This is a genomic window from Providencia vermicola, assembly GCF_020381325.1.
Classification (GTDB): domain Bacteria; phylum Pseudomonadota; class Gammaproteobacteria; order Enterobacterales; family Enterobacteriaceae; genus Providencia; species Providencia vermicola.
The window spans coordinates 44,273-62,916 of the sequence record NZ_JAGSPI010000003.1 but is presented as its reverse complement, the minus strand read 5'-3'; the positions used below and the strand labels follow the sequence as shown (position 1 = coordinate 62,916).

Annotated in this window: 18 protein-coding genes; 12 read left to right on the top strand and 6 right to left on the bottom strand. The window is 40.2% G+C overall.

What is annotated here, in order from left to right; translation table 11 throughout:
• Positions 1-356: 356 nt before the first annotated feature.
• From KDJ85_RS05025 to yebS, 3 genes are all read right to left on the bottom strand, one after another.
• On the bottom strand, positions 357-590 hold the full coding sequence (locus tag KDJ85_RS05025; RefSeq protein ID WP_206086170.1) for a DUF1480 family protein: 234 nt from the start codon (positions 588-590) through the stop codon (positions 357-359).
• A 146-nt stretch (positions 591-736) separates the two neighbouring features.
• Entirely contained in the window at positions 737-3,076 is a 2,340-nt protein-coding gene (locus KDJ85_RS05020) for a PqiB family protein (protein ID WP_225818725.1), read from the bottom strand.
• Positions 3,051-4,277, bottom strand: a complete 1,227-nt coding sequence (gene yebS, locus KDJ85_RS05015) for a membrane integrity lipid transport subunit YebS (protein ID WP_225818724.1) — start codon at positions 4,275-4,277, stop codon at positions 3,051-3,053. The genes KDJ85_RS05020 and yebS overlap by 26 nt, the downstream gene beginning before the upstream one ends.
• Positions 4,278-4,410: 133 nt before the next feature.
• Here yebS and KDJ85_RS05010 point away from each other — a divergent pair, with 133 nt between their 5' ends.
• The 7 genes from KDJ85_RS05010 to KDJ85_RS04980 all read left to right on the top strand — a co-directional run bounded on the left by KDJ85_RS05010 (position 4,411) and on the right by KDJ85_RS04980 (position 10,818).
• Positions 4,411-4,893 carry a GAF domain-containing protein gene (locus KDJ85_RS05010; RefSeq protein WP_225818723.1) on the top strand — a complete coding sequence of 161 codons (483 nt, stop codon included), beginning with the start codon at positions 4,411-4,413 and terminating at the stop codon, positions 4,891-4,893.
• Between the two features lie 110 nt (positions 4,894-5,003).
• On the top strand, positions 5,004-5,693 hold the full coding sequence (gene proQ, locus KDJ85_RS05005; RefSeq protein WP_206086166.1) for an RNA chaperone ProQ: 690 nt from the start codon (positions 5,004-5,006) through the stop codon (positions 5,691-5,693).
• Positions 5,694-5,712: 19 nt separating this feature from the next.
• Entirely contained in the window at positions 5,713-7,755 is a 2,043-nt protein-coding gene (gene prc / locus KDJ85_RS05000) for a carboxy terminal-processing peptidase (RefSeq protein WP_225818722.1), read from the top strand.
• A 197-nt stretch (positions 7,756-7,952) separates the two neighbouring features.
• Positions 7,953-8,702 (top strand): cell envelope biogenesis protein TolA, encoded by a 750-nt coding sequence (locus KDJ85_RS04995; RefSeq protein ID WP_225818721.1) that lies wholly within the window; start codon positions 7,953-7,955, stop codon positions 8,700-8,702.
• 420 nt (positions 8,703-9,122) lie between these two features.
• Complete coding sequence (gene htpX / locus KDJ85_RS04990) at positions 9,123-10,004, top strand: protease HtpX (RefSeq protein ID WP_206086163.1); 882 nt, start codon at positions 9,123-9,125, stop codon at positions 10,002-10,004.
• 57 nt (positions 10,005-10,061) lie between these two features.
• On the top strand, positions 10,062-10,370 hold the full coding sequence (locus KDJ85_RS04985) for a DUF7677 family protein (RefSeq protein WP_225818720.1): 309 nt from the start codon (positions 10,062-10,064) through the stop codon (positions 10,368-10,370).
• Between the two features lie 169 nt (positions 10,371-10,539).
• Positions 10,540-10,818 (top strand): hypothetical protein, encoded by a 279-nt coding sequence (locus KDJ85_RS04980; protein ID WP_225818719.1) that lies wholly within the window; start codon positions 10,540-10,542, stop codon positions 10,816-10,818.
• A 175-nt stretch (positions 10,819-10,993) separates the two neighbouring features.
• On the opposite strand, the gene KDJ85_RS04975 is transcribed toward KDJ85_RS04980, so the two are convergent.
• Positions 10,994-11,215, bottom strand: coding sequence for a DUF2594 family protein (locus tag KDJ85_RS04975; RefSeq protein WP_206086160.1), 222 nt, complete (start codon positions 11,213-11,215; stop codon positions 10,994-10,996).
• Between the two features lie 381 nt (positions 11,216-11,596).
• Between KDJ85_RS04975 and KDJ85_RS04970 the strand changes: the two genes are divergently transcribed.
• From KDJ85_RS04970 to KDJ85_RS04960, 3 genes are all read left to right on the top strand, one after another.
• Positions 11,597-12,796, top strand: coding sequence for a sugar transporter (locus KDJ85_RS04970; protein WP_225818718.1), 1,200 nt, complete (start codon positions 11,597-11,599; stop codon positions 12,794-12,796).
• A 111-nt stretch (positions 12,797-12,907) separates the two neighbouring features.
• Entirely contained in the window at positions 12,908-13,240 is a 333-nt protein-coding gene (locus KDJ85_RS04965; protein ID WP_206086158.1) for a DMT family transporter, read from the top strand.
• A gap of 43 nt (positions 13,241-13,283) precedes the next feature.
• Positions 13,284-13,583 carry a DUF333 domain-containing protein gene (locus tag KDJ85_RS04960; protein ID WP_225818717.1) on the top strand — a complete coding sequence of 100 codons (300 nt, stop codon included), beginning with the start codon at positions 13,284-13,286 and terminating at the stop codon, positions 13,581-13,583.
• Between the two features lie 72 nt (positions 13,584-13,655).
• On the opposite strand, the gene dsbB is transcribed toward KDJ85_RS04960, so the two are convergent.
• Both dsbB and nhaB read right to left on the bottom strand, forming a co-directional pair.
• Entirely contained in the window at positions 13,656-14,177 is a 522-nt protein-coding gene (gene dsbB, locus KDJ85_RS04955; protein ID WP_225818716.1) for a disulfide bond formation protein DsbB, read from the bottom strand.
• Between the two features lie 157 nt (positions 14,178-14,334).
• Complete coding sequence (nhaB, locus tag KDJ85_RS04950) at positions 14,335-15,882, bottom strand: sodium/proton antiporter NhaB (protein WP_225818715.1); 1,548 nt, start codon at positions 15,880-15,882, stop codon at positions 14,335-14,337.
• A gap of 220 nt (positions 15,883-16,102) precedes the next feature.
• Here nhaB and fadR point away from each other — a divergent pair, with 220 nt between their 5' ends.
• Together fadR and KDJ85_RS04940 are read left to right on the top strand one after the other, a co-directional pair.
• Positions 16,103-16,819 (top strand): fatty acid metabolism transcriptional regulator FadR, encoded by a 717-nt coding sequence (gene fadR / locus KDJ85_RS04945; RefSeq protein ID WP_047756875.1) that lies wholly within the window; start codon positions 16,103-16,105, stop codon positions 16,817-16,819.
• Positions 16,820-17,311: 492 nt separating this feature from the next.
• Positions 17,312-18,613 (top strand): D-amino acid dehydrogenase, encoded by a 1,302-nt coding sequence (locus KDJ85_RS04940; protein WP_225818714.1) that lies wholly within the window; start codon positions 17,312-17,314, stop codon positions 18,611-18,613.
• The last annotated feature ends 31 nt before the right edge of the window (positions 18,614-18,644 follow it).

The following is an 18,644-nucleotide window of genomic DNA, read 5'->3' as shown; positions in this document are numbered from 1 at the left end:
CTTATATATCAATGTAATAATTGATTGAAAGGTTTTATTAATTACTTACATAGGCATAACCTATTAAACAAATTGTTCAATATTAGAATATTAAACAATAAATTGTGTTAATAATATGTAAAATAATTGATAATTAATGTGGTAAGAACGTACATTGAAAGCTAGTATTAAGGTGTACTTTGTTACGTCTCAATGGCAATTTTAGCGCACGGCTCTGCCAGAGCCATTTCCCAAGGCCCGGTAATCGGAATCTACCAGGCCTCTTTTTTTGCCTATTAGTTTGCTTTCCCACATATTGACTCATCATTAATAAGCCAATCATCTTTGGATTAATGGCTTTGTTGCCCAATAAGCGACTAAGCAACCTTCATAACCCAATGATGATTTTCTTTGTCATAACGGTGGCGATATAACAGCACGGGTTTTTCATCAATCGTTGCTGGAATACTCGTGTGTTCATCCCAACCGTCTAACTGCATACAAAAATCCGTGTCAGAATCACAAGGGATACTCACTGTATCGCTTTTATGGGTCTCCATAACGGCATCATTGATTTCATAGGAAGATATTTTCAATTTAACTATACACATAATCACACCTCTCTGATTGATTTTAGCTGTATAAATTCAGCCCAACGAGATTAAGCATAGTATAAATGGAATCTATTTCCAAAATATTTTTTTGAGCCTTAAAAGGAAAAGGTGCATTGTTGGGGTAACAAGCACCTTTGTAGTCGTTATTTTTTTGGAATGGAGGTTCCCCATTCCAAATAATCGCTTGGTGGCTCTAATTTTAGAATGAAGTGCTGTTCAGGCTTAGCGTTAGGGGATAGTGGCACTGTTGGTGGGGTTGCAAACACAATGCCTCCTCGAACAAATTGTTTAAATGTTCCACTTTTGACGACACCTCCCGTTAAACCAAAGGAAAGATTGAAGCCTGAAGATAGCCAAAATTGGGTATTGTCACGAACCAAATATTGGTATTCTTTACCAATACGAGTCGCAACATAAACACGATCGGAAAGCTCTCCCAAATATAATCCCGTTACAACGCCGACTTCTAAGCCCCTAAAGAGAATTGGCGTACCCACTTGGATCGAGCCTACATCAGTGGCATCGAGATAGACGGTTAAGCCATCAAGATAGCGTGAATCAGTAATGTTGGCGGCTTGTAATTCAAACTGGTAACGATTTTTATTACTTCGGCCTGGTTCTGCACTGATATAAGGCTGAAGTAAGCTGTCTAAATTATTTAAGCCGGCAGGCGACAGTTCTGGTGTGACAACCGCAAAGCGGCTACCTAATTTGGTAAATGTACTCACGTAATCAGGGTAGAGGATTGCCTTCGCTTGGACTTCGCGTTTATCTGCAGAGAGTTTTAAGGATTCAATCTGGCCGATATTAATCCCTAAATAGCGAATAGGCATCCCTTCAGAAAGTTTAGAAGCATCAAAAGTCGTTAATGTGACAACGCTACCAATGGCTTTTGCGGAGGTCTCATTGGGATATAATGTATGCTGACGGGCTTTATTTACGGTGGAGCTATCAACGTTATCAAAGCTAATTGCTCCGCTAATTGCACGGCTGAGAGGCGCTGCTTGGACGGTTAATCCATTGCCGTTAAGTTCGACTTTCGCACCACCTTCAGCCCAAAAGATACTGTTATCTGTAAGTAGATGGCGGTATTCACTGGAAATATTGACATCGATGGCAAACCCTACCTTTGTTGGTTTAATGGCAATAATTTTTCCAACAGCAAATTGACGGTAAAGCACAACTGAGCCTGTTTGGATATCGGGTAAAGTGGTCGCGTTAAGTGTAATAGTTGTTGGTGGTGATACCCCAAGAATACCCGCTTTGGCATTTTCGTCACTGCGATAGAGAGGGAAAGTGTCAGGGAGTTTTTCTTGGCTATTTCCGACAATTAAATGAAGCCCGCCTTCGAGCCATTCTTGCGGCGTAGCGCCTTGAAATTGCAATCCATTTAACCCTAATTGAACATCAACGCGGCTATTGGCGACAAACTTACTGTCTGCTTTTACTAGGTGGCGATATTCATCATAAATCGTAATATTAAAGTCAACTTTATCGGCATTTAAGTGACGTTGTAACACTTCGCCAATTTGAATACCTCGATAAACAACGGGCTGCCCTTGATTGACGCCAAAAGTGTCATGAGCCCATAAGGTTAAATTCAGTGGTGATTTTGCGTTTTGCTTCGCTGCATTTGCCACGTCAGCATTACTTTGTAAGACAAACGATTGACCTTCTTCAGCTTGTGGACTGCCTTCTGGGGAGTCAAATGCAATGGCGCCATTAATGACAGCAGAAAGGCTTTCCATTTTGACACTTGCGCCAGATTTTAGGTCAAAACTGCCTTGTAAGCCCGAAACATTCCAAAATTGACTGTCTTTACGCACTAAATTGGCATAGCGTTTTTGCACGATAGCAGAGATGGACACACCTTGGTTATCGGGCAAAACGGTATAATCTGAAATATGACCAACAGGCACTTTGCGGTAATAAATAGGCGAGTTTTCATTTAATGAACCTAAATCGGGCGCTGAAAGGTGGATGAGCAGCTCGCCTTGATCAATATTTTGCTGAGGGGGTGTGTCTTGTGCGACAAAAGAAAATTGCTCAGAACCCGTACTTGGCAGCATACCAATATAGTTCCCACCAACAAGGGCATCAAGCCCTGAGACACCTGCGAGGGACGCTTTTGGGGTGACTAACCAAAATTTTGTGCCTGAATTCAAGGCTGAGCGCATATCTTTATTTATACTGGCCGTGACAATGATATTTTTCATATCTTTGCTAATCGCCACAGATTGCACTAAGCCCACTTCAACACCTTGGTAACGAATAGGGGTTCGATTCGCGACGACACCAGGAGCCGAGGTGAATTCAATGGTAATATCTGTGCCGCGCTCAACCCAATGTTGAAATAATAACCACCCAGCGATAAAGATGGCGACTAAGGGGAGCAGCCAAAAAGGCGAAATATGCGCACGTCGGCGTTGTATCGCTTCTGCAACATCATCAGAAGACTCATTTTGCGGGGTTTGTTTTTCCATAAGAATCCCAAATTAAACGGCTGTCTAACCATTCAACGGCTAAAATCGTTAGAATCACGGCGGTGCCAAAATAGAGAGCGGCAGGCCCCATAGTAAAGGACATTAACTGTTCTCGGTTAACGAGTGTCATCATCAGTGCGATGACAAATAAATCTAACATTGACCAACGGCCAATCCATGAAACAAACTTCAGGAGCTTCATGCGTAAGACGGGGTCAGTTTTGCTATTAAAATGGATCGAAAATAGCAACAAAATCATAATAATAATTTTAATAAACGGGACTAAGATACTGGCAATGAAAACAATAATTGCAATTGGCCAGTTACCTGAATCAATTAGCGAAACGACACCTGAGTAAATGGTATCCTCAAGTCGTTGGCCATTTAAATAAAAAATGGAAATCGGCATTAGGTTAGCAGGAAACAATAACACCATGGCAGCAATCAGTGCGGCCCACGTTTTTTGTAAGCTATAAGGATCCCGATATTGCACTGGACGATGACAGCGCTGGCATTTACCGTGTTTATTGGGTGGGGCAGTGTAATGGCAGGCTGTACAGGTAATTGCGCCGGATTGCGAACCTTTTTCTTCGATGGGATAAACGTTTTTCCATAGCAGGTCAAGGTTCATGTGGATGAGGATCAGCAAGCTCAAAATAGACATTGTGATAAAGGCAATCAGGCCGTGGCCGATAAATACACTAGCATAATCTTGCATTTTGATCGCAGCGATACCCAGTGCAATCAAGTAAACATCAAGCATGACCCATTCTTTTATATGGCTCAAGACCAATAAAATAGGCCTGAGGTTTAAGCCGATTTTTTGACCAACCTGTAACGATAAAATTAAAATGGGGAGCAGTAAAGGGGCGGCAATTGCACAAAAAGCCACTATACTGGCAGTAATGGGGTCTCCCTGCTGGTTAATTAATCGAATTCCTTCTATAACATTGGCATTAATTTGGCTGCCCAATAGATGAATTGATATTAGTGGTTGCCAAAATGCAATGGGGGCAAGCATTAGCAGCGTGATGGCAAGAATAGACAGTCGATTTAATGACCATGAACGACCGTCATTGAGTTGAGAGGCGCATCGTGGGCAAATAATCACCTGCCGCGGGCTAAATGGCGGCGTATGAATTTTTTGATTGCAGTGACGACAACGTTGCAAAATCAAGTCAGTATGATTAATGTGATTCATATTTGCTCATTTTAGGGTTTCGCCTAGATGTAATCTAGTGTAAAAAAATTTACCTCAAAGTGACAACTTGGTAACCTTAGCATTACTCTTGTATATGTGTATTTTAATTACTTGATTATTACTAGAAATAATTATGGATAAAAAGAAGTATTATCTCGAACTTTCAGATAATCTCTCAGCATTATTGGCGGGAGAATATGATTTAATTGCGACCTTGGCAAATACCAGCGCGTTACTGTATGAACGTTTAGATGGTGTGAACTGGGCTGGCTTTTACTTAAGCAATGGGCAAGAGCTCGTTTTAGGCCCATTCCAAGGAAAAGTCGCATGTGTTCGAATTCCGTTCGGTAAAGGGGTCTGTGGTACGGCATTTAGTGAAAACCAAGTTCAGCGTGTTGAAGATGTTCATGCTTTTCCTGGTCATATCGCTTGTGACGCTGCAAGTAATGCTGAAATTGTCTTTCCGTTGGTAGTAAATGGACAAAATATCGGGGTTTTAGATATTGATAGCCCAAATATTAACCAGTTCGACCAAGAAGATGAAAAAGGGTTACAACACCTTGTAAACCAGTTGTGTCAGCATCTGGCAATGTGTTCTATGCCAAAATATTACTAAATATTGGGCTGTAAAATTAATAGTAACGTGGCAATTGTTAGCAACACGATTATAATGTCGGCTTGTTCATGCCCGTGAGGTTGGCAAAATCGTTGTTATCAGGAAATTTCATGGAAAATCAACCTAAGTTGAATAGTAGTAAAGAAGTTATCGCATTTTTAGCAGAGCGTTTTCCTCGCTGTTTTATCGCTGAAGGCGAAGCCCGTCCGTTAAAAGTCGGAATTTTTCAAGATATCGTAGGGTGCTTGACGGAAGAAGATGGTATTAGCAAAACGCAATTGCGTTCAGCGTTACGCATGTATACTTCTAGCTGGCGTTACCTTTACGGTGTTAAAGAAGGCGCAAAGCGCGTTGACCTAAATGGCGAAGATTGTGGTGAACTAGATGCAGAGCACATCGCTCATGCTCGTCAGCAATTAACTGAGGCGAAAGCACGCGTTCAAGCACAACGTGCTGAACAAAAAGCGCAAAAACGTCCTGTAGCGAAAAAAGCAGGTGAAAAACCAGCACGTAATCCAGAAGCTACTAAAGACAAAGCACCACGTCGTCGCCCATCAGACAATAAAGAACGTCCGCAAAATACATCAGAAAAAACACCCCGTCGTAACAATCCAGCTCCTGAACAAAACCTGAAATCAGTCACTGATATCAATGCACTTAAAATAGGCCAAACCTTGAAAGTGAAAGTTGGTAGCAGTTTGATGGACGCTTCTGTTCTGGAAATTGCGAAAGACGGTGTGAGAGTTCAATTGCCTACTGGACTGGCAATGATTGTACGCGCGGAACATTTAAAGTTCTGATACGGAGGTCAATCAGGTCATGAACAAACTTCTTAAAGTTGCATTTGTCGTTAGTCTAGCGACTTTCGGCAGTGCAATTGCTAATACACAAGCAGTGGCTCCGGTCACTGCTGCTCAGTTACCTGTCTTAAAACAGAGCGCACAGCATGGCACCGTCAGTGAAAGAGTAACCTCGCGGTTTACACGTTCACATTACCGCCAATTTGATTTAGACAATGCGTTTTCTGGGAAAATATTTGACCGCTATCTTAATATGTTAGATTTTGGTCACAATGTTTTACTTCAATCCGATGTTGACCAATATGCCAAAGATAAAGGGAAAGTGGGGCAATGGCTTGAAGATGGCAAATTAGATGCGTTTTATGACCTGTATAACCTGTCTCAGGAAAGGCGTTTCGAACGTTTTAAATATGCATTAGCACGTTTAGAGCAACCCATTGATTTAAATGCGACAGACTCGATTGAAGTTGATCGTTCAAAATCACCTTGGCCTAAAGACAAGCAAGAGCTTGACCATCTTTGGGATCAAAAAGTACGTTATGATTGGTTAAATCTAAAGCTTTCAGGCAAAGATGACAAAGAAATCAAAGAGAAACTCACTAAGCGTTATAATTTTGCGTTACGCCGTTTAACTCAAGCGCAAAGTGAAGATGTTTTTCAATTGATAGTGAACTCATTTGCGCGTGAAATTGACCCGCACACGAGTTATCTTTCGCCTCGTAATACTGAACAATTTAATTCTGAAATGAGCTTATCATTAGAAGGAATTGGTGCGGTTTTACAGCAAGATGACGAAAATACGGTTATCAACTCACTGGTTGCAGGCGGCCCTGCAGCTAAAAGTAAAGAGTTGAAAGTTGGTGATAAAATCATCGGTGTTGGTCAAACAGGTAAACCGATTGTCGATGTTGTTGGTTGGCGTCTTGATGATGTCGTTGCGTTGATCAAAGGGCCAAAAGGAAGTCAGGTTCGTTTGGAAGTCGTTTCTGATACTAAAGGGGCGAAGCCACATATCGTTACTATAGTTAGGGAGCAGATCCGACTAGAAGATCGTGCAGTAAAACTGACGATTAAACAGCAAGGTAAAGATAAAGTTGCTGTTCTGGATATTCCTGGTTTTTACGTGGGCTTAACCAATGATGTAAAAACCCAATTGCAAAACATGGCGAAAGATAATGTTTCTGCACTCATTATTGACCTTCGTGGTAATGGTGGTGGAGCATTAACCGAAGCGGTTTCATTATCAGGCTTATTTATTCCAAAAGGGCCAATTGTTCAAGTACGTGATAATAATGGCCAAGTGCGCCAAGATGTTGATGACGATGATGTCATCTATTATAAAGGCCCTTTGGTTGTTTTAGTTGACCGGTTTAGTGCATCAGCGTCTGAAATTTTTGCAGCTGCGATGCAGGATTATGGTCGCGCTTTAATTGTGGGCGAACCAACTTTTGGTAAAGGCACTGTTCAGCAACACCGTAGCTTAAGCCGTGTTTATGACCAAATGCTAAAACCTGAATGGCCATCATTAGGTTCTGTTCAATATACTATTCAAAAATTTTATCGTGTTAATGGTGGTAGTACGCAACGAGAGGGCGTTACCCCTGATGTTGTGATGCCAACGGGGCAAGATCCTGCTGAAACGGGGGAAAGCTTTGAAGATAATGCGCTGCCATGGGATAGCATTCCTGCTGCGAATTATAACAAAGTAGGGGATATTTCACCTGATTTATCAGCCATTAAAACTAAGCACCTCGATAGAATCAGTCAGGATCGTGAATTCAATTATATCGATGAAGATATCGCTCGCTATAAAGTAAGTAAAGAAAGTAAAAATCTGATTTCATTGAATTATGCAGAGCGTAAGAAAGAGGATGATGAAATCGAAGCGACGAAACTCAAACGAATAAATGAGCGTAATACGAAAGAAGGCAAGCCATTACTGAAAAAATTGGAAGACCTACCAAAAGATTACGAAGCGCCAGACCCATACTTGGATGAAACAGTGAAGATGGCGGTTGATTTGTCAAAACAAAACACCAAAATGCTATCAGGTAATCAGTAGTTCGAAATACATTCAAAAGCCAGCGAAAGCTGGCTTTTTTTATAGTAAAATTGATAGCCTCAGACTTATCTTTATTCGTTTTACGCCACAATGAAAATATTTTGAAATTAACTTAATGCACTAACAATAGAATTCTTTACCTTTGCTTAATTTATCCTAAACTTTTGTTGTCGCTCTTTTAAATATGAGGCAATACCATGCGTAAATTACTTTTAGGATTAATAGCTGTTAGTGTCATGATGGTTTCTGTGGTCAATACTGCGAATGCAAGAAATTACCCTTGCTCGGGCAGTAAAGGCGGGATAGACCGCTGCGAAGATGGTAAGTTTATTTGTAATGATGGTTCAACAAGTCGTTCAGAGCAAGTGTGTACCATTGAATTAAAAAACGATATTAACAGCAAGGCGGGTATTGCTGGAGGTGTAATTGGAGCTGGAGTCGCAAAACGATCCAGCAAACCTTCTGTGTCTGATTCAATTAAATCAACAGGGGATAAAGCGAGCAAAACAGCCAGTGAAAAAGCAACAAAAGCTTCGGATAAAGCCACTGATACCGCGAAAACGGTGAAAGAGAAAGCCTCAAAAACGGCTGATAAAGACGTCGTGAAGGAAACAAAAGAAAAAGCCTCCAAGGCGGTTGATAAAGAGTCTGCAAAAGTAGTGAAGGAAAAAGCATCAAAAGCAGCTGATAAAGACGTTGTGAAAGAGACAAAAGAAAAGGCGTCAAAAGCAGCAGATAAAAAAGATGCAGTAAAAGAAACAAAAGAAAAGGCAAGTAAAGCTGCGGAAAAAGAAAAATCAAAAGTAGTAAAAGAAAAAGTGACTAAGGCTACTGATAAAGAACCTGCTAAGGCTGCTAAAGAAAAAGCAACCAAAGCCGCGGATAAAGAATCCGCTAAAGCAGCAAAAGAAAAATCGGCAAAAGTCGCTAAAGAGAAAGCGAATTAAGGCACGAGTTTTTTTGTTGATACCCTATCATTATATTGTGATAATAATGCCACGCTGTGTGGCATTATTTTTTCGTAAGCGAAACCTTGACTATTGCTTATCAGGCTAAGAAATTAATCAAAAGAGCCGATAAATACATTATTAAGATTCATATCCCTCAAAAATTAGCTTCCTCGATTCAACTAAAAATAAGTTTAAATTGAAATGGCTAGAAATTGACCCTTTTAAAACAAATAGTTAAAATTTTAACGCTTAGTGAATAGAGAGATAGGTAGAGCGCTTGCCCTTTTTTTAGTCTCGCTGTGTAAAGTTATGTTATTTTTTACTGTTTTCATGTTAATTGACTTGAAATAGTGTGAAAAAACCTTATTTATAAAGTAAATTCTACGTGATCTTAGTTTTTACCAAGGAATACAAAAAATGATGAGAATTGCTTTATTCTTACTCACAAACTTAGCGGTTATGTTTGTGTTTGGAATAATATTGAGTTTAACAGGCATTCGCGGAAGTAGCGTTCAAGGCTTGTTGATTATGGCGGGCTTATTTGGTTTTGGTGGCGCTTTTATTTCATTGCTGATGTCTAAGTGGATGGCTCTGAAATCGGTAGGTGGTGAAGTTATTGAAAATCCACGTAACCAAACTGAACAGTGGTTAATGACAACTGTTCAGCGCCAAGCCCAGCAAGTGGGGATTCAAATGCCACAAGTGGCTATTTACCATGCGCCAGATATCAATGCTTTTGCTACAGGGGCTCGCCGTGATGCTTCATTGGTTGCAGTGAGCACAGGGCTACTTGAAAACATGAGTCGTGACGAAGCGGAAGCGGTTATTGCCCATGAAATCAGTCATATCGCCAATGGTGATATGGTGACAATGACCTTGTTACAAGGTGTTGTGAATACTTTCGTTATTTTTATATCCCGTATCATTGCTCAATTAGCTGCAGGTTTTATGTCAAACAATGATAACGAAAGTGAAAGTAGCAACGGTAATCCAATGGTCTATTTTGCGGTTTCTATGGTACTGGAAATTGTATTCGGTATTTTAGCAAGCATCATTACCATGTGGTTCTCTCGTTATCGCGAATTCCACGCTGATGCAGGCTCTGCAAAATTAGTGGGACGTGAAAAAATGATTGCGGCCCTGCAAAGACTGAAAACCAGTTATGAGCCGCAAGAAGAGGGGCGTTTGATGGCATTTTGTATTAATGGTCGCGGTAAAGCATTCAGTGAATTATTCCTGTCTCACCCTCCGTTAGACAAACGAATTGAAGCACTTCGCTCAGGCGAATATTTAAAATAGTATGAAAAGCCACTTCAAATGAAGTGGCTTTTTTATGGGATATTCATAGGGACAGTTATGAAACTTTCACACAGTGTCAGTGGCGCGTTGAGAACATTCGCCTATTTTATGACCAGTGGTGGCCACTATATGTTAAATGGTGTTGATTATGTTGAATTGTGTGCAGATGAACCGAGTTTAGTTGAACAAGTGTATGCTATTTTAATCAATACATTGGAGCTTGATGAAAAGGGTGAGGTAATTAATTTCAAACACGCGCAAAAGCGTGCGACAGACTATATTCGTTGGTATGCAGACAATTCATATGTTATTGACCCGCCATATGAGGATTGGGAGACTGAGTTGCATTGTATGCCAACAAATTAGAATATGAACGTCTAAAACATTGCTCCAAACTGACTCGATATTTATTCTTAACTACGCAAAAATACGTACTTATTTTCTAAGAATCTTCAATATATTTCCGATAATAAGCTATATTAACTCTAGCTATAGGGTAATTTTACCTATATTCAATTTCATATGGGAGTTAAGCATGGACATACTGGTTAAAACAATACTTTTTGGTAATTCATTTCAAACTACATCTAACCCTGCACGGCTTGTCCCTATTAAATTTGAAATTTATAAAACAAATCAAGGGTTTTACCATCGAATATACAAAGAGGTGGGGATGTCTGGGGCAAACCTTGGACAGGTATTTCGAGTTTGGGCCTTTGAAGAGCAAAAAAGTTGGAGTAAGCAAACGGAGAATACAACATTAGAGGAATATGCTAATTATTGTAATGACTTATATACGCAAGCAGGGCAATAATTAAGGCAAAAAAAAGCCCCCTTCATAGGGTTTTGAAGGGGGAGCTAAATGAATAAAGAATGGTTTAATTCGTCAATAAAGATAGATGATTTTGATAACAAAAACTTAGTTATTTGTGCAGTTAACCCATTCTTGAATACTTTTATGCTTTAAATCGCATTTATCGCTAAATAATCTATTGGCGATAACCTGTTTTAATTTGTTCTAAGATGTTTGTATAGGTTTCAGCCTGTTTTTCGTCTTCCATTTGAGCAACTTCGCGCTGCATTTTGATCAAAATCTTACCTGCATCTGCTTGGCCAATTGCTTTAAGCATATGCGTAACCAAATTTTTTAGGCATGTCACTTCATCTGCAAGTGCATGGACATCTGGTTCAGTAGGAAAATGCGTTTTCATTAAATCGATCCTTTAAGATAAAAAATAATTTGATGGATTGTAGCATAGAAAAAATAATATGTGCTTTCAGATAAATAAGATGTATGCAATCGAAGATAAAAACATCAAATAATGATGTGGTTGTTTGATTTTGCCCAGTTAGGTTTTTAAGAAGGGCTAATTGCAGGAAGATGTATTTTAAATTAATTACCAATACCGATAGCAGGCTTTAAAATAGCCAAATAGTTGTGATACAATTCACAAAAATACGGTGGTTTGAGCAATAAAACACCGTTTAATCGTTCAGTTTAGTTCTAAACATATATTTCCCATGTGCCATCATCATAAGTCGGTAACCGATTTGTGTAATTAGCTTATGGAAAACTGAAGGCAAGATAAATAATGACACAAGTATCAAGAAGAACCGCTTGGATCCGTGTTTTAGCGCTGGCGGTTGCTGCATTTGTTTTTAATACAACGGAGTTCGTCCCTGTTGCATTATTAAGTGACATTGCAGCGAGTTTTGACATGACGGTGGCGCATACAGGGCTGATGATCACCATATATGCGTGGGTAGTGGCACTCATGTCATTACCGTTAATGTTATTAACCAGTAAAATAGAACGGCGTAAGCTACTGGGATTCTTGTTTATTATTTTTATTATCAGTCATCTTGTTTCAGGTTTTGCGTGGAACTTTGATGTTTTGATCGTGGGGCGCATTGGCGTTGCTTTGTCTCATGCTGTGTTTTGGTCGATTACGGCATCTTTAGCTATTCGTGTAGCCCCGGCGGGTAAAAAAGCGCAGGCATTAGGCTTATTAGCGACAGGAACTGCGTTAGCGACGGTTTTAGGCTTACCAATCGGCCGTGTTATCGGGCAGTTTTTAGGCTGGCGAGTGACATTTTTGTGCATCGGGGTCGTGGCATTATTTACGATGGTTGCACTTATTCGTTTCTTGCCACGTTTGCCAAGTGAACATTCAGGTTCTTTGAAAAGCCTTCCCGTTTTATTCAAGCGTCCTGCGTTAGTCGGAATGTTCGCACTCACGGTATTAGTGGTGACTGCGCACTTCGCCGCCTACAGTTATATTGAGCCATTTGTTCGTGATGTAGCCCATCAGAGCCAAAATTTTGCCACTGTCTTGCTACTGATTTTTGGTGCTGCGGGTATTATTGGCAGCGTTATCTTTAGCCGTTATAGCACAAAACTTTCATTAATATTCTTACCTTCAGCAATAGCCTTAATGACCCTATGTCTGTTGTTGCTGTTGCCTATGGGGGGCAATGTCTGGTCACTCATTATATTGTCTGTGTTCTGGGGAATTGCGATGATGTGTATTAGCTTAGGTATGCAGGTTAAAGTGATTGATTTAGCACCAGATGCAACAGACTTAGCGATGGCTATCTTCTCTGGAATTTTTAACATCGGTATCGGTGGTGGGGCATTACTGGGTAACCAAGTGATTGTGCATATGGGAATGACTCAAATTGGTTATGTGGGCGCTATAATTGGGGCTATATCGCTTATTTGGTGCCTCTATTTGTTTAGACGTTATAGCCAAACATTAGCGGATAAGCTGGCGCCTGCTGAGCAACATTAACATTCTCAACCATAGACAGTTAAATAAGCTCTGTATTGTCTTTATCGGATACAGGGCTTTTTCTGTTTTATTGCTATGATTTATTTTTTAATACAACAATAAGGTTTACCAATGAAAGGTCTAAGTTTTCTTTTGATGTCGATTCTTGCAGAAGTGATTGCAACGACCACATTAAAAGCTTCCGAGGGTTTTAGCCGTTTCTGGCCGTCTTTAATTGTGATTATTGGTTATGGGGTATCTTTTTGGGGCTTATCGCAGGTAGTGAAAGTGATGCCATTGGGGATTGCCTATGCTATCTGGTCTGGACTAGGGATTGTGTTAGTTTCTGTTGCTGCAATTTTTATTTATCACCAAAAACTCGATTTACCTGCAATTATTGGTATGCTATTAATTATTATTGGTGTTTTAGTCATCAATTTATTTTCAAAAAGTAGCACACACTAGTGTAAGGCAAGGGATTACAACGGTTTGATGGGAGATAAACAGCATGGGGCGTAAGGTCAGCCAGTTATTAAAACCTGTGATGGCAGTTGTTGTGGCAGGTGTAATGTCAGTGATGTTATCGGCTTGTGGAAGCTCAGAAGCGAATAAAACCGTTGATAACTCTGCAACTCAGTATGCAAAGCAAGTGGTTAATTTAGGGCCTGGGATCCAGGAAGCCTGCGTTTCTGCAGGAGGATTACCTGCCTTAACACTTGAGCTAAATGGTGATGAAACGGCGGTTTGCCAATTTGCAAATGGCAAACGTTGTGCTGCCAATGTTATCCAAAGTGGTGCTTGTATTTAATATTTATTTTAGGCTTCACAAAAGAAAAGCCCCTAATTAAAGGGGCTTTTTACGTTTTCAATTCATTTATGGTTAAAGCGATTTTTTAGCGGGGAAAAATTGGCTAATTAATACAATAACAGCCACTAAAATATAAGCAGCAAAAACACCAATTAACCACTGTGGCATATCAAGACCTAAAAATACCCACTGCCTAACCGCGCAGTCACCCGTTGCTTCAAACATCGCAGGAACCCACTCTTGCAATGGCAACCAATCAGGGAAGTTGACAAAGAAATCACAAGAAGCAAATGGCGAAGGGTAAAGTTGCAGCATGGTATGTTCCCATGCAAGGTCTAAACCGCGCCATGCGGCGTAAATCCACACAACGATGGCTACCCAACGAATGATAATATTTCTTGGTGCGATAGCACCAATTAAACCTGCAAACATAACGCCCAGTAATGCAACGCGTTCATAAATACACATTACGCAGGGTTGAAGCTTCATTACATGTTGAAAATATAATGCCGCACACTCTAACATAAAGGCTGTAAAGGCCATCAATAGCCATGCGCCTCGTCCTTGTGAGCAGTAGTTAAAAAATCGGAACATACTTGAGATATCCTAATTGAGTGATGCGCACATTTTGCCCCTATCTGCCTGATAAAAAAAGCGCCTAAAGCAAAATAAATGCCATTTCGAGTTAGGTTTTACCTAACATTACAATCAGGCGCTGATAAAAACACCTGATTGAGGTTGAGTATAATCCCTATCCAAATGTAATCAAACCGATGGATGCCATCCAATGCGTTATCGGTACGAGCCAATATTCAACACCTAATAAGCCAACAATGGTCATGACAACAGTATAAGGAAGTGCCATCCAAACCATTCGACCATATGATAAACGAATTAATGGTGAGAGTGCGGAAGTTAGTAAGAACAAGAATGCCGCTTGCCCATTCGGTGTCGCTACAGAAGGGAGGTTTGTCCCTGTATTGATAGCCACGGCTAAAAACTGGTATTGCTCAGGTGAAACAAGCCCTTCATTTGCAGCCTTCATTGCTTCAGTGATATACACAGTACCCACAAAGACGTTATCTGATACTGCGGATAATAAGCCGTTAAACAGATAAAAAAGCGATAACTGGGACGATTCGGACGACTGTAAGACAAATTGAATGAATGGCGTGAAGAGTTGTTGATCAATAATAACGGCGACAATACTGAAAAACACGGTTAATAGTGCCGTGAATGGAAGGGCTTCTTCGAAAGCTTTGCCTAGAGCGTGTTCTTCAGTGATACCACAAAATGCAGTCGCTAACACAATCACGGATAAACCGATTAACCCAACTTCTGCCAAATGGAAGGCCAAAGCAACAATTAGCCATATTCCAATCAGCCCTTGTACCCACAGTTGGGCTTGTTCCTTTTTCGTTCGTTTCGCCGTCATTTTTTTATCATGATCGGTTAAAATTTGGCGAACACTGTCTGGAAGTTCTGCGCCGTAACCAAATAGTTTAAACTTTTCTACAAGAAAACAAACAATTAGCCCACAGAGGAAAACAGGAATAGTGACAGGTGCCATACGAATATAAAAGGTAATGAAATCCCAGTTAACATGCTTGGCGATGATTAAGTTTTGAGGTTCACCAACCATGGTCATCACACCACCCAGCGCCGTACCAATCCCTGCATGCATCATTAAGCTACGTAAAAAAGCGCGAAATTGTTCTAAGGTTTGTTTTTGCTCACAGCTATCAATAAAACCATCATTTTGCAGGTCAATATCACTGTGCTGATTAGATGCATATTGGTGATAAATAGAATAGAAACCAATTGAAACGCTGATCACGACAGCAATAACGGTTAACGCATCTAAAAAAGCAGATAAAAACGCACTTGCTAAGCAAAAAGCTAATGACAGAATTCGTTTAGAACGGACGTTTATCAGTAATTTGGTGAAAACAAACAACAACAGCTGCTTCATAAAGTAGATACCAGCCACCATGAAGATCAACAGTAAAACGACTTCAAGATTATTGCTGATTTCATGAGAAATCTGCGCAGGGCTGGTCATGCCAATAAGTACAGCCTCGATAGCGAGTAGGCCACCGGGTTGTAAGGGATAGCATTTTAATGCCATTGCTAATGTAAAAATAAATTCAATGACCAATAGCCATCCCGCGATGAATGGGCTGGCGAAATAGAAAACAATTGGGTTGATTACCAAGAATATAATAATGGCAAGTTTGTACCAATCAGGTGAGTTCCCCAGAAAATTTTTCAAAAATGCACTTTTTAAACTAAAATCCATTATGGTTTGTTATCCTCTTATTGGATGTTTTGTCTCGTTTCACAACATACTACTCTTATCTTTTAAGGATTTTAAGTCTATTTGTTAATTGATAATGTATGAATTATATGGAAATTCTATGATTTGCCTCACTCTTTATTTTGAGTCTAACTATATCAGAAGATGACAATCTGGTATGATTTCCCCAATATCCGTTTCAAAGGTTTGGAATAATAAAAATATGGTTATTAAAGCTCAAAGCCCGGCAGGTTTTGCGGAAGAGTACATTATTGAAAGTATATGGAACAACCGTTTTCCACCAGGTTCAATCTTGCCCGCTGAGCGCGAACTGTCTGAGTTAATTGGTGTGACACGCACCACTCTACGTGAGGTGTTACAACGCTTGGCTCGGGATGGTTGGTTAACCATCCAGCATGGAAAACCAACCAAGGTGAATAACTATTGGGAGACTTCTGGCTTAAATATTTTAGAAACATTAGCTCGATTAGATCACGATAGAGTTCCACAACTGATTGATAATTTGCTGGCAGTGCGGACAAATATTGCTGCAATTTTTATTCGCACGGCTTTTCGTAACAACCCAGAAAAGTCCTTAGAGGTATTAGCTGGCAGAGAAAAAGTGGAAGACAATTCAGATGCCTTTAGCGATTTGGATTATAACATTTTCCGCGGCCTCGCTTTTGCTTCAGGTAACCCAATTTATGGGTTAATTATTAATGGATTAAGAGGGTTATATACCCGTGTTGGTCGGTATTACTTTTCTAACCCTGAAGCGAGACGCTTAGCGTTGAGTTTCTATCAACAATTAAGCCATCTGTGCCGTGAGCAAGCCTATGACCGTATCATGGAATGTGTGCGTAATTACGGTAAGGAAAGTGGTCTGATTTGGCATTCTATGCAAGGCAATATGCCATCTGACTTAGCTCATATCCGTTAAGCATCATCAAATTTTTATGATTCAAGCCAGCATTCAACGATGAATGCTGGCTTTTTTATTTTGTGAGTCATTCATAAGTCTCTGGTTTTATCGTTCTTACAGAGAATGCGCGATATAACAGTCATTACAAAGAATTAATCAAAATAATAATCTGCAAAAGATGCCATTTAAAATATATTGGGTTTCAAGATTGGCGTTTGTTAGGAGTGTGTACAAGCAATAGTAAGTTCTAGTTATTTGATAGATTATACTGAAAAATATTGTTTTGAACTATAAAATTGTTTTCTTAATTTGAATAATATATTGATATTTATAGTTTAATTTAAACTCCTCTTTTTTATGCGTTAGAATAAAAATCCATTTTGTAAATATATTGTGACAATAATTGAATTTTTTATCTGAATTGTTAAAAGTGTTAATTCACTACATTGGCAAATGAATACTAGAATATTATTCTAATGAATAAGTCATCATTTTGCGGCTGAGGATCTTATGAAAATTCTAGTGTTAGGTGCAGGTGTTATCGGTGTGACAACAGCATGGTATTTGGCGAAAGAAGGCCATGAAGTTATTGTTGTGGATAGGCAACATGATGTTGCTGAAGAAACCAGTGCAGGCAATGCAGGGCAAGTTTCACCTGGGTATGCTACGCCATGGGGCGCACCAGGTATTCCATTGAAAGCGGTGAAATGGATGTTTGAAAAGCATGCACCACTGGCTATTCGCCCAGATGGGTCGTTATTTCAACTGCGTTGGATGTGGCAAATGCTCAAAAATTGTGATATTGAGCATTACACAATGAACAAAAGCCGCATGGTGCGTATCGCTGAATATAGCCGTGATTGTATGCGTGAGCTTAGAAATGACATTGGTATTCACTATGAGGAACGCCAAGGGGGTACACTGCAACTGTTTCGTACGGCTAAACAATTTGATAATGCCGCGAATGATATTGCCGTGCTGCAACAAGAGGGAGTGCCTTATGAGCTCTTAACTTCTGATGAATTGATCACAGCAGAACCTGCACTCGAATTTGTGAAGCATAAATTAACGGGGGGATTGCGTTTACCAAATGATGAAACAGGGGATTGTCAGCAATTCACCAAGAAGCTCGCTAAAATGGCGAAGGATGCAGGGGTAAAATTCCAATTTGGCGTGCAAGTGGAGCAAATCTTAACAGAAGGTCAGCGTGTGAGCGGTGTGCGTATTGATGGTCAGATCCTGCAAGCCGACAGATATGTGGTTGCGATGGGGTCTTATTCTACCTCAATACTCCAAAATTTGGTTAAAATCCCTGTCTATCCGCTTAAAGGTTACTCGTTGACGATGCCAATTATTGACGCCCAAAGAGCGCCAACTTCAACCATTTTAGATGAAACCTATAAAATTGCAGTCACTCGTTTTGACGAACGCATACGTGTTGGTGGTATGGCAGAAGTGGTCGGTTTTAATTTAAATATCCTGAAAAAACGCTGTGAAACACTGAAAATGGTGGTACAAGATTTGTACCAAGGTGGTGGCGATATCGCACAAGCACAATTTTGGACAGGGCTCAGACCAATGACGCCAGATGGTACGCCAATTGTAGGGCCAACAGCGTATAGCAATTTATACCTGAATACGGGGCACGGTACACTAGGCTGGACGATGGCATGTGGAGCAGGAAAATTGCTATCAGATTTAATTTCAGGAAATACCCCCGATATTGCATCTGATGATTTGTCAGTATCACGGTATTTAGATGGATTTAATACGAAATTAGTGGCTGGTGGGCATTTAAACCCCGCACGTTAATTCGCTGGGGCTATATAACTGATGTATTGAC

What these genes read in the sequence shown, in the direction of transcription:
- KDJ85_RS05025 (WP_206086170.1), bottom strand. Translation starts at nt 590, where the DNA reads ATGTGTATAGTTAAATTGAAAATATCTTCCTATGAAATCAATGATGCC.
- KDJ85_RS05020 (WP_225818725.1), bottom strand. Translation starts at nt 3,076, where the DNA reads ATGGAAAAACAAACCCCGCAAAATGAGTCTTCTGATGATGTTGCAGAA.
- yebS (WP_225818724.1), bottom strand. Translation starts at nt 4,277, where the DNA reads ATGAATCACATTAATCATACTGACTTGATTTTGCAACGTTGTCGTCAC.
- KDJ85_RS05010 (WP_225818723.1), top strand. Translation starts at nt 4,411, where the DNA reads ATGGATAAAAAGAAGTATTATCTCGAACTTTCAGATAATCTCTCAGCA.
- proQ (WP_206086166.1), top strand. Translation starts at nt 5,004, where the DNA reads ATGGAAAATCAACCTAAGTTGAATAGTAGTAAAGAAGTTATCGCATTT.
- prc (WP_225818722.1), top strand. Translation starts at nt 5,713, where the DNA reads ATGAACAAACTTCTTAAAGTTGCATTTGTCGTTAGTCTAGCGACTTTC.
- KDJ85_RS04995 (WP_225818721.1), top strand. Translation starts at nt 7,953, where the DNA reads ATGCGTAAATTACTTTTAGGATTAATAGCTGTTAGTGTCATGATGGTT.
- htpX (WP_206086163.1), top strand. Translation starts at nt 9,123, where the DNA reads ATGATGAGAATTGCTTTATTCTTACTCACAAACTTAGCGGTTATGTTT.
- KDJ85_RS04985 (WP_225818720.1), top strand. Translation starts at nt 10,062, where the DNA reads ATGAAACTTTCACACAGTGTCAGTGGCGCGTTGAGAACATTCGCCTAT.
- KDJ85_RS04980 (WP_225818719.1), top strand. Translation starts at nt 10,540, where the DNA reads ATGGACATACTGGTTAAAACAATACTTTTTGGTAATTCATTTCAAACT.
- KDJ85_RS04975 (WP_206086160.1), bottom strand. Translation starts at nt 11,215, where the DNA reads ATGAAAACGCATTTTCCTACTGAACCAGATGTCCATGCACTTGCAGAT.
- KDJ85_RS04970 (WP_225818718.1), top strand. Translation starts at nt 11,597, where the DNA reads ATGACACAAGTATCAAGAAGAACCGCTTGGATCCGTGTTTTAGCGCTG.
- KDJ85_RS04965 (WP_206086158.1), top strand. Translation starts at nt 12,908, where the DNA reads ATGAAAGGTCTAAGTTTTCTTTTGATGTCGATTCTTGCAGAAGTGATT.
- KDJ85_RS04960 (WP_225818717.1), top strand. Translation starts at nt 13,284, where the DNA reads ATGGGGCGTAAGGTCAGCCAGTTATTAAAACCTGTGATGGCAGTTGTT.
- dsbB (WP_225818716.1), bottom strand. Translation starts at nt 14,177, where the DNA reads ATGTTCCGATTTTTTAACTACTGCTCACAAGGACGAGGCGCATGGCTA.
- nhaB (WP_225818715.1), bottom strand. Translation starts at nt 15,882, where the DNA reads ATGGATTTTAGTTTAAAAAGTGCATTTTTGAAAAATTTTCTGGGGAAC.
- fadR (WP_047756875.1), top strand. Translation starts at nt 16,103, where the DNA reads ATGGTTATTAAAGCTCAAAGCCCGGCAGGTTTTGCGGAAGAGTACATT.
- KDJ85_RS04940 (WP_225818714.1), top strand. Translation starts at nt 17,312, where the DNA reads ATGAAAATTCTAGTGTTAGGTGCAGGTGTTATCGGTGTGACAACAGCA.